This is a genomic window from Methylobacterium sp. WL12, from assembly GCF_008039475.1.
GTDB classification, from domain to species: Bacteria; Pseudomonadota; Alphaproteobacteria; order Rhizobiales; family Beijerinckiaceae; genus Methylobacterium; species Methylobacterium cerastii.
The window spans coordinates 1-13,882 of record NZ_VRUW01000055.1 but is presented as its reverse complement, the minus strand read 5'-3'; the positions used below and the strand labels follow the sequence as shown (position 1 = coordinate 13,882).

15 protein-coding genes, 1 tRNA gene and 1 pseudogene are annotated in these 13,882 nt (G+C 70.8%); 6 read left to right on the top strand and 11 right to left on the bottom strand.

The genetic code is table 11. From position 1 onward, the window contains the following. Nucleotides 1-25: 25 nt before the first annotated feature. The 3 genes from FV226_RS18450 to aroQ all read right to left on the bottom strand — a co-directional run bounded on the left by FV226_RS18450 (nucleotide 26) and on the right by aroQ (nucleotide 1,681). Nucleotides 26-442 (bottom strand): DUF2147 domain-containing protein, encoded by a 417-nt coding sequence (locus tag FV226_RS18450; RefSeq protein ID WP_147764028.1) that lies wholly within the window; start codon nucleotides 440-442, stop codon nucleotides 26-28. An 88-nt stretch (nucleotides 443-530) separates the two neighbouring features. Beyond that, nucleotides 531-1,085: a hypothetical protein gene (locus tag FV226_RS18445; protein WP_147764027.1), complete on the bottom strand. Its 555-nt coding sequence runs from the start codon at nucleotides 1,083-1,085 to the stop codon at nucleotides 531-533. Between the two features lie 140 nt (nucleotides 1,086-1,225). Next, nucleotides 1,226-1,681 (bottom strand): type II 3-dehydroquinate dehydratase, encoded by a 456-nt coding sequence (gene aroQ / locus FV226_RS18440; RefSeq protein ID WP_147753590.1) that lies wholly within the window; start codon nucleotides 1,679-1,681, stop codon nucleotides 1,226-1,228. 218 nt (nucleotides 1,682-1,899) lie between these two features. Here aroQ and FV226_RS18435 point away from each other — a divergent pair, with 218 nt between their 5' ends. Together FV226_RS18435 and pcaD are read left to right on the top strand one after the other, a co-directional pair. Further along, nucleotides 1,900-2,745 carry a 3-keto-5-aminohexanoate cleavage protein gene (locus tag FV226_RS18435; RefSeq protein ID WP_147753589.1) on the top strand — a complete coding sequence of 282 codons (846 nt, stop codon included), beginning with the start codon at nucleotides 1,900-1,902 and terminating at the stop codon, nucleotides 2,743-2,745. Between the two features lie 2 nt (nucleotides 2,746-2,747). After that, complete coding sequence (gene pcaD, locus FV226_RS18430; RefSeq protein WP_147764026.1) at nucleotides 2,748-3,521, top strand: 3-oxoadipate enol-lactonase; 774 nt, start codon at nucleotides 2,748-2,750, stop codon at nucleotides 3,519-3,521. A 24-nt stretch (nucleotides 3,522-3,545) separates the two neighbouring features. On the opposite strand, the gene FV226_RS18425 is transcribed toward pcaD, so the two are convergent. Then, entirely contained in the window at nucleotides 3,546-3,764 is a 219-nt protein-coding gene (locus FV226_RS18425; RefSeq protein ID WP_147764025.1) for a hypothetical protein, read from the bottom strand. Between the two features lie 286 nt (nucleotides 3,765-4,050). Further along, a tRNA-Ala gene (locus tag FV226_RS18420) sits at nucleotides 4,051-4,126 on the bottom strand. Between the two features lie 340 nt (nucleotides 4,127-4,466). On the opposite strand from FV226_RS18420, the gene aroA reads away from it, so the two are divergent. From aroA to FV226_RS18405, 3 genes are read left to right on the top strand one after another with little or no spacing between them, the layout of a single operon-like run. After that, complete coding sequence (gene aroA / locus FV226_RS18415) at nucleotides 4,467-5,816, top strand: 3-phosphoshikimate 1-carboxyvinyltransferase (protein ID WP_147764024.1); 1,350 nt, start codon at nucleotides 4,467-4,469, stop codon at nucleotides 5,814-5,816. Nucleotides 5,817-5,841: 25 nt separating this feature from the next. Beyond that, the gene (cmk, locus tag FV226_RS18410; protein ID WP_147753585.1) at nucleotides 5,842-6,468 is read left to right on the top strand and encodes a (d)CMP kinase; all 627 of its coding nucleotides are present in this window, start codon (nucleotides 5,842-5,844) and stop codon (nucleotides 6,466-6,468) included. A 48-nt stretch (nucleotides 6,469-6,516) separates the two neighbouring features. Continuing rightward, nucleotides 6,517-7,701, top strand: a complete 1,185-nt coding sequence (locus FV226_RS18405; RefSeq protein ID WP_281406045.1) for a multidrug effflux MFS transporter — start codon at nucleotides 6,517-6,519, stop codon at nucleotides 7,699-7,701. Here FV226_RS18405 and moaD read toward each other — a convergent pair. The 4 genes from moaD to FV226_RS18385 all read right to left on the bottom strand — a co-directional run bounded on the left by moaD (nucleotide 7,698) and on the right by FV226_RS18385 (nucleotide 11,615). Next, the gene (gene moaD, locus FV226_RS18400; protein WP_147764023.1) at nucleotides 7,698-7,949 is read right to left on the bottom strand and encodes a molybdopterin converting factor subunit 1; all 252 of its coding nucleotides are present in this window, start codon (nucleotides 7,947-7,949) and stop codon (nucleotides 7,698-7,700) included. The two genes, FV226_RS18405 and moaD, sit on opposite strands and share 4 nt — an antisense overlap. A 97-nt stretch (nucleotides 7,950-8,046) precedes the next feature. Beyond that, a complete protein-coding gene (gene pgsA / locus FV226_RS18395) occupies nucleotides 8,047-8,646 on the bottom strand; it encodes a CDP-diacylglycerol--glycerol-3-phosphate 3-phosphatidyltransferase (protein ID WP_147753593.1) in 600 nt (199 codons plus the stop codon). A 95-nt stretch (nucleotides 8,647-8,741) separates the two neighbouring features. Then, the gene (gene uvrC, locus FV226_RS18390) at nucleotides 8,742-10,826 is read right to left on the bottom strand and encodes an excinuclease ABC subunit UvrC (protein WP_147764022.1); all 2,085 of its coding nucleotides are present in this window, start codon (nucleotides 10,824-10,826) and stop codon (nucleotides 8,742-8,744) included. Between the two features lie 63 nt (nucleotides 10,827-10,889). After that, complete coding sequence (locus FV226_RS18385; RefSeq protein WP_147764021.1) at nucleotides 10,890-11,615, bottom strand: chemotaxis protein; 726 nt, start codon at nucleotides 11,613-11,615, stop codon at nucleotides 10,890-10,892. A gap of 247 nt (nucleotides 11,616-11,862) precedes the next feature. Between FV226_RS18385 and FV226_RS18380 the strand changes: the two genes are divergently transcribed. After that, on the top strand, nucleotides 11,863-12,660 hold the full coding sequence (locus FV226_RS18380; RefSeq protein WP_147764020.1) for a L,D-transpeptidase: 798 nt from the start codon (nucleotides 11,863-11,865) through the stop codon (nucleotides 12,658-12,660). A 128-nt stretch (nucleotides 12,661-12,788) separates the two neighbouring features. On the opposite strand, the gene FV226_RS18375 is transcribed toward FV226_RS18380, so the two are convergent. Both FV226_RS18375 and FV226_RS28680 read right to left on the bottom strand, forming a co-directional pair. Next, nucleotides 12,789-13,532, bottom strand: coding sequence for a DUF2076 domain-containing protein (locus FV226_RS18375; RefSeq protein WP_147764019.1), 744 nt, complete (start codon nucleotides 13,530-13,532; stop codon nucleotides 12,789-12,791). A 249-nt stretch (nucleotides 13,533-13,781) separates the two neighbouring features. Continuing rightward, nucleotides 13,782-13,882, bottom strand: a pseudogene (locus FV226_RS28680) (porin family protein); the annotation flags it as partial.

Genomic DNA, 13,882 nt, shown 5'->3' with positions numbered 1-13,882 from the left:
GCCAGACGATAAACCGCGGAAACCTTCAGCTCACCCGCTTCCAGGTCTGGCGCTTGCAGAACACGCTCATCACGCAGCCCGAAACTTCGATCGCGTTCGGGCCGGTTATCTTGAGCGAGCCGGAATAGGTCTTCCCGTCCTTCGGATTGTAGAGGGTGCCGGAATAGCCGTCGCCCGATGCGCTCGTGGCGTTGACGATCTGCACGCCGACGACGCTGCGGGTGCGTAGGGCCGGGTCCGGGTTGTTGGCGTCGAGGCCCTTGCCCGTGGTGCTGACGATGGTGCCGCAATAGCCGGCGCCGCACCGCGACAGCCGCACCTTGGAATCGCCGGTCTCGGTCAGCCAGATCCCGGCCGGGTCGGCGGCCTTCTGCGCCTGCGCGCCGCCGCCGGCGAGGCAGAGGGCGACGAGGGCAGGAGCGAACACTGTTGCCGGTCTCATGCGGGGTCTCCGAGGGTGCCGCCCGTCCAGGCGATCGCCCCGGCAATAGCCGCGCGCACCGCGCTCCCGCAAGCCGCGGAAGCGTCCGCTAGAGCCCGCGCCCGAGCACGGCCCCGAGATAGGTCTCGGCGACCTCGCAGAACGGCAGGCCGGCCCCGGTCGCGAGCACCGCGTCGACTTCGAACAGCGGGTCGTCCGGCCCCGGGCCAGGGGCGTCGGGGTCGCGCAGCGGCCGCAGCGCGACGTTGCGCCGGATCGGCTCCAGCGGGCGCACCACCCGGCCGAACGGCGCGTCGGTCTCGTCGAGAGCCGCGTTCATCGCGGGCGTGAGCCGGCCCGGCACGTACCAGTTGTCGGCCTCCGACAGAACGTGGACGCCGCAGGCGAGCCGGACCCGCCGGTAGCGGACGGGCTCGTCCGGCGCGAGCCCGAGCCGCCGGCGCTGGGCCGCGTCGAGGGGCTTGTCGGGGCCCGAGATCCGGCGGGCGACGAGGTGCGGGTCGGCCGACAGGCCGCGCTCGGCGCACCACGCCTCGAGCACCGCGGTAGCGCTATGGCCGGACAGGATGCGGGCCTGGAGGGCCGCGACCAGCCCCGCCGTCGCCTCGGCGGGCGGGACCGGTTCGGCCGAGACGGGACGCATCGAACCGAACATCGCCATCGCAAGCAGGAGGAACACCCGGACCGGCGGACGCGGGCTCGCGCAACGCCATAGGCATCGGCGGCCGAACCGTCCATGCGCCGCGTGCACGCTCCTGTCGCGGTCCACCGCGCCGTCACGCATCAGCGCGCCGCCTCGGCCAGGCCGATCAGCGTCGCGACGCGGCGGAGCGCCAGCCCGTAACCCTCGGTGCCGAGCCCGGCGATGACGCCGTCGGCGCGCAGCGAGACGTAGGAATGGTGCCGGAAGGTTTCGCGCTTGTGGACGTTCGAGATGTGCACCTCGATCACCGGCCCGTCGAAGGCGTTGAGCGCGTCGAGCAACGCCACCGAGGTGTGAGTGAAGGCGGCCGGGTTGATGACGATGCCGGCGGCCTCGTCCCGCGCCGCGTGGATCCAATCGATCAGCTCGCCCTCGTGGTTCGATTGGTGGAACTGCAGCCCGAGCCCGAGCTCGTCGGCGAGCGCCCGGCAGGCGGCCTCGATGTCGGCCAGGGTCTCATGGCCGTAGATCTCCGGCTGGCGCCGGCCGAGGAGGTTCAGGTTCGGACCGTTCAGCACGGTGACGAGACGGCTCATGACATCCTCCATCGTACGCGGCTCGCGGTCGCTCGCGCTCGACTCGCGGACCGCGGCGCGGACCATCAACCCATGAACCGGTGCGACCGCCGCATCAAGCGGGCCGCGCCGGTGCGGACAGAGCGGCGGCGCTGTCTCCGCCCCGGGCTTTGCGCGCGGGCGCGGCGGTCTACATCCGTCGGCAGCGCGCGGAGACGCGGCCGACCCACGGAGGGACCATGAGCCAGATCGAGACCAGCGCGCCCGTCGTCATCGCCGTGGCGATCACCGGCTCGGTGCCGCGCAAGGCTGACAACCCGGCGCTTCCGGTGACCGTGGCCGAGCAGGTCGAGTCGACGCATCAGGCCTACGAGGCGGGGGCGACGCTGGCGCACATTCACGTGCGCAACGACGACGAGACGCCGTCCTCAGACCCCGATCGCTTCGCCGCCGTTCAGGAGGGCCTGCGCAAGCATTGCCCCGGCCTCGTGGTGCAGTTCTCCACCGGCGGGCGGGGACGCGACCCGGCGAGCCGCGGGCTCTCGCTGCAGCACCGGCCGGACATGGCCTCGCTCTCGACCGGATCGGTCAACTTCCCGACCATCGTCTACGAGAACGCAGCCACCCTGGTCACCGATCTCGCCACGCAAATGAAGCGATACGGCGTGCGGCCCGAGATCGAGATCTTCGACCTGTCGCACCTCCACGGCGCCCGGCGCCTCGTCGAGGCCGGCCTGATCGACGCGCGTCCGCACGTGCAGTTCGTGATGGGCGTTCAGAACGCGATGCCGGCCGATGAGCACCTGCTCGACATCCTGCTCGCCGAGAGCCGGCGCATCCTGCCCGGGGCGACCTGGACCGCCGCCGGCATCGGCCGAAACCAGGCGATCGTGATGGAGTGGGCGCTGGCGCGCGGCGCCGACGCGGTCCGCACCGGCCTCGAGGACAACATCCGGATCACGAAAGATCGGCTCGCCGCGAGCAACGCCGAGCTCGTCGGGCTCGCGGCCGAGGCGGTGCGCCGTCACGGCCGCCGAGTGGCGAACCCGGCCGAGGCGCGCGCCGTCCTTGGGCTCGCGGCCTGACCATGGCGCCCGCTTCCCTGCACCACACCCTCTCCGGCCCGGAGGACGCGCCGGTGGTGGCGTTCTCGAATTCGCTCGGGACCACGCTGGCCATGTGGGACGCGCTGATGCCGCGCCTCTCCGACCGCTACCGCATCCTGCGCTACGACACCCGCGGCCACGGCGGCTCGGCGACCCAGGACGCACCGGCCGAGATCGACGACCTCGCCGGCGACCTTCTCGCATTGCTCGAAACGCTCGGCATCGCCCGCATCCACGCCGTCGGCCTGTCGCTCGGCGGCATGACCATGCAGGCGCTGGCGAGCGCCGCGCCCGACCGCGTGGCGAGCCTAACCCTGATGGCGACCGCCGCCCACATGCCGAGCGAAGCGAGCTGGAACGCCCGCGCCGCGACGGTTCGGAAGGAGGGCACCGGGGCGATCGTCGAGGCGACGCTCGGCCGTTGGTTCACGCCGGGCTTTCCCGAGCGGCATCCGGACGTGGTCGAGCCGATTCGTCACGCGTTCACGGCCTGCGACGCCGTCGGATACGCGGTCTGCTGCGGCGCGATCGGCCGGATGGACCTGCGCCCGAGGCTCCCGGCGATCACCGCCCCGACGCTGGTCGTCGCAGGACGAGACGACCCGGCCACCCCGCCTGCGATGGCCGAAGAGATCTGCCAGGGCATCCGTCAGGCGGAGCTCGTGATCCTGCCACAGGCCGCCCACCTCCTCGCCGTGGAACGGCCGGACGCAGCTGGGGCCTACCTCGCACAGTTCCTGGACAGGCACGGCTGAAGCACGGGCGACGGAGGCGTCGGGTCAACGAGAGACGGGGAAGGCGCGCACCGCCACACGGGGTTCGCACGTCCGGCCCCGAAAGTGCCGATCCCGCGCCACGGCCAAGCCCAATGCGGCCGCCATGCCGGCAGCGCTTCCACCGATGGGGATCGCCAGGAGTGCGGTCAGCAAGCCGAATTTCGCCAGCAACAGCGTTGACGCACCCGCACCGAACAGCGCCGCCATCACGATCGCAGCCATCACGGCCTCATACACAACCACTGATTGAGCGATGAAGGGCGTGGTAGACGATTCGGTTCCTCGGAGAGGCGGGGAAAATTCCACCGCGACCGATCAGGATGAACGCAACCCGCCGGCCGCGCGCACGCGCCGACGGTGATCCGATGCCGGAAAGCCGACGTGCACGAAGAGCCGGAATGGAACAGCCACGCGTGCGGAACCCCAGGCGAGCACGCGGTTCTCGCGAAGCAGCGAGGCACACCCCTGCCGGGTACTCATCGAAGCAAAGTGAATTGGAAGGTGAGAGTGGTGGAGCCTAACGGGATCGAACCGATGACCTCTTCCATGCCATGGAAGCGCTCTCCCAGCTGAGCTAAGGCCCCACTCTCTTCCACCGCGGCTCTGGAGGTCCGCGCTGGTGTCTCGCTGGCCCGGCGATGCCGTCCGGCGAGGGCGGTTCTATAGGCGGGCGTCGGATCGGACTCAACCCCCTTTTTGCCGAAAAATGAACTTGGGTCGTTCGTCGGCGACATTCGGTGCGCGCCTGAGCCTCACTGGACACCGGATCGAGCCGCGCCTCGGATGACGGATCGCGGCGCGCGTGATAACCGACCGCCCCATGTTCCCGCACGACGCCCCGGCGTCGCGACGGCTTTCGGCGCCCCAGCGCCTTCCGGCGATCCCCAGGCCTCGGCCCGGATGCCCTCGCGAAGTTGACCGCCCGTGTCGCACGATTCCGAGCCGACCCCGCTGACCGCCGCGCCCGGCGCGCCCCTGCGTGGGCGGCTTCGCCCGCCCGGCGACAAGTCGATCTCGCACCGGGCGATGATCCTCGGCCTGCTTTCCATCGGCGAGACGCGGGTGGAGGGCCTGCTGGAGGGCGACGACGTGCTGCGCACCGCCGCCAGCGCCCGCGCGCTCGGCGCCTCAATGGAGCGCCTCGGCGAGGGGCGCTGGGTCGTCCGTGGCGTCGGCGTCGGCGGCCTGTCCGATCCGGCCGAGACCCTCGATTTCGGCAATGCCGGCACCGGCTCGCGCCTGATGATGGGCGTGGTCGGCGGCCAGCCGGTCACCGCGACCTTCGACGGCGACGGCTCCCTGCGCAGCCGGCCGATGCGCCGCATCCTCGATCCGCTCCGGCTCATGGGCACACAAGTGCTGGCCGAGGCGGAGGGCGGCCGCGTGCCGCTGACGTTGCGCGGCCCGCGCGAGGCGATCCCGATCAGCTACGAGACGCCGGCGGCCTCGGCGCAGATCAAGTCCGCGGTGCTGCTCGCCGGCCTCAACGCCCCTGGAGCCACCACCGTCATCGAGGCCGCGGCCACCCGCGACCACACCGAGCGGATGCTGCGCCTGTTCGGCGCCGAAGTCTCCGTGGTCCCACACGGGTCCGACGGCCACGGCCGCGCGATCACGCTGACCGGCCAGCCGACGCTGCGCGGCACCGACGTGGTGGTGCCGGCCGACCCGTCCTCGGCTGCCTTCCCGCTGGTGGCCGCGCTGATCGTGCCGGGCTCGGAGGTCACGATCGAGGGCGTGATGATGAACCCGTTGCGCACCGGGCTGATCACGACGCTCATCGAGATGGGCGCCGACATCGAGCGCCTGCGCGAGCGCGAGGAGGGCGGCGAGACCGTCGCCGACCTGCGCGTCCGCGCAAGCCGTCTCAAGGGCGTCGACGTGCCGGCCGAGCGGGCGCCGGCGATGATCGACGAGTACCCAGTGCTCGCGGTCGCCGCGGCGTTCGCCGAGGGCACAACGCGGATGCACGGACTGCATGAGTTGCGGGTAAAGGAATCGGACAGGCTCGCCGCGGTGGCCGCCGGCCTCAAGGCCAACGGCGTCGCCCACCTGATCCAGGGCGACGACCTGATCGTCCACGGCGACGGCACCGCGCCAGCGGGCGGCGGTACGGTCGCGACCCATCTCGACCATCGCATCGCCATGGCATTTCTGGTGATGGGGCTGGCCACCGCCAAGCCGGTCACCGTCGACGACGGCGCGATGATCGCCACGAGCTTCCCGAGCTTCCTGCCGACGATGCAGGCGCTCGGCGCCGGGATCGGGGCGTAACCCGGTGCCCGAGAACCCGAATGCCATGGTCATCGCCATCGACGGCCCGGCCGCCTCCGGCAAGGGCACGCTCGCCCAGCGCCTCGCACGGCACTACGGCCTGCCCCACCTCGACACCGGCCTGCTCTATCGCGGCGTCGCGCTGACGCTGCTCGACGCCGGCGCCTCCCTCGACGACGAAGCCGCGGCGGCCCGGGCCGCCGAGAGCCTGATCGCCGACCGCCTCGCCGACCCGCGCCTCCGCGACCGGGCGATGGGGGAGGCGGCCTCGCGCATCTCGGCGGTGCCGGCGGTGCGCGCGGCGTTGCTGGCCTGGCAGCAGCGCTTCGCCGGCACCAGCGCCGGCGCGGTGCTCGACGGGCGCGACATCGGCACGGTGGTGTGCCCGGACGCGCGGGTCAAACTGTTCATCACGGCCGACGCAACCGAGCGTGCCCGCCGCCGCCATCGAGAGCTGGAACGCCGGGGCGAGACGACGACGCTGGCCGCCATCCTCGCCGACATCGAGGCGCGCGACGCCCGGGACGCGGCGCGGAGCACGGCCCCGCTCAAGGCGGCCGACGACGCGGTGCGGCTCGACACCACCCATCTCGACGCCGACGAGGCCTTCGCCGCGGCCCGCGCCGTGGTCGACCGGGCCCGCTCGCAGTAACGGCCTGACCCAGGCGTCGGGAAACGCCGCGACCGGGGACGCTCGCCTTTGCGCGATCGACGGCCCCCATCGCCCCCTGAGAAGAAGGCCCCGCTGCCGCTCCTCGTCGCGGTGACGATGACCGGGACCGTGGCCCTGCACGTCTTCGTGCCGGCGCTTGTGGCGGCGGCAGCCGACCTCGGGACGACGCCGGCGGCGGCACAGCTGACCATCACCCTCTACCTCGTCGGGCTCGCGGGCGGGCAGCTCGTTTACGGACCGCTCTCCGACCGGTTCGGCCGCCGGCCGGTGCTGCTCGGCGGCCTGTCGCTCTACCTGCTCGGGCTGCTCCTTGCGATCCCGGCGCAAAGCATCGGCGTCCTCGTCGTCGCGCGCATCCTGCAATCGCTCGGGGCCTGCGGGTCGCTGGTGATCGGCCGGGCGATGGTGCGCGACGTCTCGACCAGCGCCGACGCCACGCGCAAGCTCGCGATCCTGACGCTCGCGATGACGCTGACGCCGGCCCTGGCCCCGGGCCTGGGCGGCTTGATCTCGGATGCCTTCGGCTGGCGGGCGGTGTTCGTCGCGCTCGCCGCCCTCGTCGCGGTGCTCGGCATCCTCGTCCTCGTGCTGCTGCCCGAGACCAACCGCCACAAGACGCCACTGCCGGGAATCGGGGCGATGGCCGCCGGCTATCTTCGGCTGCTGCGGAACCCGACCTTCCGCGCCTACGTCATGGCCGGGTCGTGTGCTGGGACCAGCCTCTACGCCTTCCTGGCGGTGGCGCCGTTCCTCCTGGTCGATCGCCTCGGGCGCTCGACGCAGGAGGTCGGGCTCGATTGCCTGATCGTGGTGTTCGGCATGGTCGCAGGCGCGACCCTGGCGAGCCGGCTCGCCGGCCGCGTCCCGATCCTGCGGGCAGCCCGCAGCGGGAACTGTCTGTGCCTCGCGGGCGCCGCCTCGCTGCTCGCGATCGACCAGGCGGGCGGGCTCTCGGTGACGAGCCTGATCGCGCCGCTCGTGCTGTACGCGGTCGGCGTCGGGCTGCTCGGCCCCAACGCGGTCGCCGGGCTGATGAACGTCGACCCGCATGCGGCCGGCTCCGCCTCCAGCCTCTACGGCTTCCTGCAGATGGCCTTCGGCGCCGGCTTCACCCTGGTCGTCGCCGCCTGGCACGACGCCTCGGCGACGCCGGTGGCGGCGACGCTGCTCGGCGCGGCGCTAATCGCGTCCCTGGCCCTGCGGCGAGCCTAACCGCCGGTCATCGGCGGGAAGAACGCGATCTCCCGGGCGCCCGCGATCGAGGCGTCGGGCTTAGCGTGCACCTTGTCGATCGCGGCGCGGACCACGCCGTCCTTCTCGAAGGCGTAGGCATATTCCTCGCCGCGCCCCTTCAGCCAGCCGATGAGGTCCCCCACCGTCGCCACCTCGGCCGGCGGCGTCACGGTCTCCTCGGGGCGCCCGACGCGCTCGCGGACCCAGGCGAAATAGACGAGCTTCATGGTTCGGTTTCCTGGTCCGACGCCGGCCCCAGCGGGACGGGCGCCGAGCTACCCCCTCTCCCCCTGGGAGAAGGGACTAGCAACTTATTTGGGGATCTTATCGCGGATCGTCGATGACGTGCTTGATGCCCGCGCGCATGTAGTCCCAGCCGGTCCAGAGCGTCAGGGCGGCGGCGAGCCAGAGCAGGACGAGGCCGATCCGCTCGGTGCCGGGCAGGATCGTCTCGCCCGCCGGTCCCGCGACAAGGAAACCCAAAGCCACGAGCTGCACCGTGGTCTTCCACTTGGCGACCTTGCTCACCGGCACGCCAACCTTCAGCTCGGCGAGGTATTCGCGAAGCCCGGAGACCAGCACCTCGCGGCACAGGATCACGATCGCTGCCCAGACGGAGGAGCCGACGATGGTGCGGTCGGCCACCAGCATCAGCAGGCAGGCGGCCACCAGCAGCTTGTCGGCGATCGGATCGAGCATGCGCCCGAGCGCCGAACTCTGCGCGTAGGCGCGGGCGACGTAGCCGTCGAGGTAGTCGGTGATCGCTGCGAGCACGAAGACCGCGAAGGCTGTGAAGCGCATCGCGGTCGAGTCCGGCCAGAACAGCAGCGCGACCATCACCGGGACGGCGACCAGGCGGCCGTAGGTCAGGCAGTTCGCGAGCGTCCAAGCCTGCGACCGGCGTCGGGGGAGGACGGCGTTCATCGCGCCGGTGAAATCATGCGCCTGCGCGAGCGTCAACCGTTCCGAAGAATCCCCGATGCGATCGCTCATTCTCAGCCTCCCGCTCCGCTCATGCCTCAGCCCCCCGCATGGAAGAAGTCGTAGACGGCGCGCGCGGTAGCGGCGTTGACGCCGGGCGTCTTGGCGAGGTCCTCGTAGGCCGCCCGCTCGATCGCCTTCACGGTGCCGAACTGGTGCAGGAGCGCGCGCTTGCGGCTCGGCCCGATGCCCGCGATCTCGTCGAGCGGGTTGCGCACCAGCTCCCGCTTGCGCTTGGCCCGGTGGGTCCCGATGGCGAAGCGATGCGCCTCGTCGCGCAGGCGCTGCACGAAGTAGAGGGTCGGGTCGCGCGGCGGCAGCTTGAACGGCGGGCGGCCCGGTACGAAGAAGGTCTCGCGGCCGGCGTCGCGGTCGCGCCCCTTGGCGATACCGACCAGCGCCACGTCGGCGACTCCGATCTCCTCCAGGGCCTTTCGCGCGGCGTCGAGCTGGCCCTTGCCGCCGTCGACGAGCACGAGGTCGGGCCAAGCGGGGAACGCGTCGGCCTCCTCGGGCGGTTCGGGCGCCGGCTCCGGCGCGCCGCTCTCGCTCGCCGCGACCGCGGCCTGCGCGGGGGTGCGCGGCGCCTCCTTCACCAGGCGCTTGAAGCGGCGCTGCAGCACCTCGCGCATCATCCCGTAATCGTCGCCGGGCGTCAGCTCCTCGGACTTGATGTTGAAGGTGCGGTAATGCGTCTTCATGAAGCCCGAGGGTCCCGCGACCACCATGCCGCCGACGGCGTTGGTGCCCATGATGTGCGAGTTGTCGTAGACCTCGATCCGGCGCGGCGTGCGGTCGAGGGCGAAGGCCTGCCCCAGCGCGACCAGGAGCTTGCCCTGCGAGGCGGTGTCGGCGAGGCGCCGGCCGAGGGCCTCCTTGGCGTTGCGCTGGGCGTACTCGACCAGCGCCTTGCGCTCGCCGCGCTGCGGCTGGTGCAGCTCGACCCGGTAGGCGACCTGGCTGGACAAAGCCGCGGCGACGAGTTCCGCATCCTCGACCGCATGGCTCGTCAGCACGAGGCGCGGCGCCGGCATCGCATCGTAGAACTGGCCGATGAACGAGCCCAGCACCTCGTCCGGCGTCATCGAGCGGTCGGCCTTAGGGAAATAGGCGCGGTTACCCCAGTTCTGGAAGTTGCGGAAGAAGAACACCTCGATGCAGAACTGCCCGGCCTGCTCGTCGAGGGCGAACACGTCCGCCTCCTCGACCCCTTGCGTGTTGACACCCTGAACGCCTTGAATCGCCGACAGCGCACTGATCCGGTCGCGGAAGCGGGCGGCGCGCTCGAACTCCATCGCGTCGGAGGCGGTCTGCATCTCCAGGCGCATCCGGTCCTTCACCGCGTTGGACTTGCCGGCGAGGAAGTTCTTGGCCGAGTCGGCCATGCCGGCATAGTCCTCCAGCGCGATCTCGCCGGTGCAGGGGCCGGAGCAGCGCTTGATCTGGAACAGCAGGCAGGGCCGCGTACGGTTCTCGTAATAGCTGTCGGTGCAGGTGCGCAGCAGGAAGGCGCGCTGCAGGGCGTTCACGGTGCGGTTCACCGCCCAGACGCTGGCGAACGGCCCATAATAGCTGCCCTTGCGGCGCCGTGCGCCGCGATGCTTGACGATCTGCGGCGCCGGCCCGTCGGCGGTGACGAGGATGTAGGGGAACGACTTGTCGTCCCGCATCAGCACGTTGAAGCGCGGCTTCAACTGTTTGATCAGGTTGGCCTCGAGTAGCAGCGCCTCGGTCTCGGTGGCAGTGGTGACGAACTCCATCGCCGCCGTCTGCGAGATCATCCGGGCGATGCGGTTGGAATGCGCCTGGCCCCGTGCGTACGAGCCGACACGGGCCTTCAGGTTCTTGGCCTTGCCGACGTAGAGCACGTCGCCTTTGGCATCGAACATCCGGTAGACGCCCGGCCCCAAGGGCAGCGTGCTCCAGAACCGACGGATCACCTCCGTGCCGGCCTCGACGGCGCCGGGCTCGAAATCGAAGTCGATCTCGGGCGCCTCGTCGGCCTGCGCCGGCACGGCCTCGTCCCGCTCGTCGTCGAAGGCTCCGTTCTCCGAGGCTTCGTCGTCGAAGCCCTCGGGAGGCAGATCCTCGGTGGTTCGACCTGACGGGACTCTCCGGCTCATCGCCGTGATCTAAGCCCGCGAAACTGGGGAGGGAAGGGGCGGGACGCGCAAAGGCGCGCCGCCTCAGCCGAACAGCGCGTCGATGTCCGACTGATCGACGTGGCCCGGATCCTCGTCGAGCTTCGGGCCGTTCAGGAGGGAGCGCTCGTCGTCCGGGTCGATGACGGCCTCGACGCCGCCGTCGATCAGGTCGCGGAAGCCGTCGAGTCCGCTCCAGGCGGAGATCATCCGGTCGAGATGCGATTCGACGAAGCTCATCACGTTGACGATCTTGCTGATGCGCTGGCCGGTCAGGTCCTGGAAGTTGCAGGCCTCGTAGGCGACGATGACGCGGTCAAGGATGACGTCGACCTTGTCCTGGCCGCCCTTGCCGAGGTTGCCGGCACGCAAGATGTTGGCGCTCGCCTCGATGTCCTCCAGCGCGGTGAGCAGCGTCGAGGTGGCGCGCTCGGTCGAGCCGACCACGGCGCCGAGCTCGTCGGCCGCCCGGCGCATCCCCTTGCCGTTGCTCTCGGAATGATAGAGCGCCGCGATCTCGTCGCGGGTGTTGGTGATCGCCGCCTTCATCACGTCGAGCTCGGACCGCATCGCGAAGGCTTCGCTCAGCTCGCGGCGGCACGCATCGATGGTCTCGCCGGCGCTTGATTGGGTGATGCGGCGCAGGTCCTGGATCGCGGACAGGATCTCGTCGAGGTTGGCGCCCCCCGCCACGGGCTGGGCGCTCGGCGCCATCACCACGGCCGGCGCCAGGCCCAGGCTGTCCTCGATGCGGTAACGCTTCTGATTCATCGGCTCGAACCGGTGGTCTTGGAAATCCGAACCTGATCTGAGACCGATAAGGGTTGCGGTTTGCTGAAGATCGCTCGTGTCCGCAACAGATTCACGCTCGATTCACGCTGCTTCGAGACGACCGAGCCCCTGCGGAGCCGCTGGCTTCGATTCACCACGTTCCTTCACCGGATGTCGCGCATCCCGGTCCGACGTTGTGCACCATAGCGGGCGGCACCGAGCCAGACCGCGGCGCAGGAGTGCGGTGATGCGGGCGAGTTGGTGCGTAGGGGCGGCGCTGGTCGCGTCCGTGTGGTCGGGTGCAGCGCAAGCGCAGGCGCGCTATTCGGAGGATGACGGATACGGCGGCGGCCTGATCGAGTACCTGTTCACCGGCGATGTCGGCGCCCGTGGTGGGTCGCGCGGCGGGTCCTACGGAGGCGCCCGCTCCGCTTCTGCGCGCTCCGGGTACCAGGCGGCAGCTTACGGCTCCGCGATGCGCTCCGGCGACCCGATCGAGCCCTATGGCGGTGCCGCACCGGCCTACGCCTCGCCCGCTTACGCCGCGTTGCCCGTCCAGGGCGGCCTGCCCCCCGAGGCCGACCGGATCGCCCGCGCCCCAGATCCGCGCTACGCCCGGCAGGAGGTCGCGTTCCCCGGCCATCAGCGGCCGGGAACGATCGTGATCGATACGCCCTCGAAGTTCCTCTACCTCGTCCAGCCCGGCGGCCGGGCGATGCGCTACGGCATCGGCGTCGGACGCCCCGGCTTCGCCTGGTCCGGCCTCAAGACGATCAGCCGCAAGGCCGAGTGGCCGGACTGGACGCCGCCCGCGGAGATGCTGGCCCGCCGGCCGGACCTGCCGCGCCACATGGAGGGCGGTCCGGGCAATCCGCTCGGGGCCCGGGCACTTTACCTCGGCTCGTCGCTCTATCGCATCCACGGCACCAACGAGCCGCACACGATCGGCCAGAACGTGTCGTCCGGCTGCATCCGGATGATGAACGACGACGTGGTCGATCTCTACGAACGGGTGCCGGTGGGAACGCGCGTCGAGGTGATGTAGGCGAGACGGAAAGACAAAGGGCTCGGGGCCGCCTCGAAAGGCGGTCCCGAGCCCTTTTTGCATTACGACGGATCGGCGGCGAAGCGGACGTCGAGCCCGAATGTGCATGCCCGCTTCGCCGGTTTCGATCAGGCCCAGTCGCTGTCGTCGCCGCCGCCGAGGTCGCCAGCGAAGTCGTCGTTGCCGCCATCGAAGGCCGCGTCGCTACCGGCGCCGAGCGGCGCACCGAAATCCTGGGTGCCGCCGGCATCCGCGCCGAAATAGTTGTTCTCGATGGTGGTACCGCCGCCAAGGCCGGCCGCCGAGGCGGTGCCGAGGCTCGAATGGCCGCCAGCGAAGGCGTTCGACAAGGCGCTACCAAGCAGCATGCCGCCGGCCGCGCCCGCCGCCATCGGCAAGGCCGTCGCCATGAAGCCGCCGCCGCGGGCGGGCGCCTGCTGCTGGCCGCCCCAAGGTCCGCCTTGCTGCGGGCCGCCCTGCGGATAACCCTGTTGCGGGTAGCCTTGCTGAGGATAGCCTTGCTGAGGGTTTCCCTGCGGCGCGCCGCCCTGGTTGCCCCAGGCGCCGCCGACCCGCTGCTGCGGCTGCGGATCCTGGCGCTGAGAGCCGCCGCCGAAGATGCTCGACAAAAAGCCGCCGCCTGAGGCTTGCGGCTGCGCCTGCTGCTGGCGGGCCTGCTCGAGCTGCTGGTTCAGGCTCTTGATCGCCTCTTCCTGCACGTAGATGAGCTGCGCCATCGCGTAGGGCGCGTAGGGCTGGGCCCGGAGCTTGTCGGCAATGAAGCGCTCGGCATCGGCGTCGCGGGGCTGGCTCGAGGCCTGCTCCAGGCGCTGGAAGATGCCGGAGATGACGTCGCGTTCTTCGCTGTTCATGGAGTCGTCCTCCTCGGGTCGAACAGGAGGCGTCTCGCGCCTCCTGGATCCACAGAAGATGGGGAAGACGCGGCGCTTTGTCAGGGGCCACGCGGAAAACTTCGCCGTGAGGCACAGCTTCGTTTCGCCGGGCTGGACGGCCTTCCGAAATGCAAAAAGCCCGGCCTTTCGGCCGGGCTTCTGCGTGTCGGGTCGAGGATCGGGACCGTCTGCCGCCCGGGTCGCGGGCCGCGTCCGGTCCCGAAGGTCCTAGTACGAGCCGAACTTGTAGTTCAGGCCGGCGCGCACGACAGCGAACTCGGTGCTGTTGTTGCGGTTCAGGCCGCTCTGCACGACGGTCACGCCCGGCG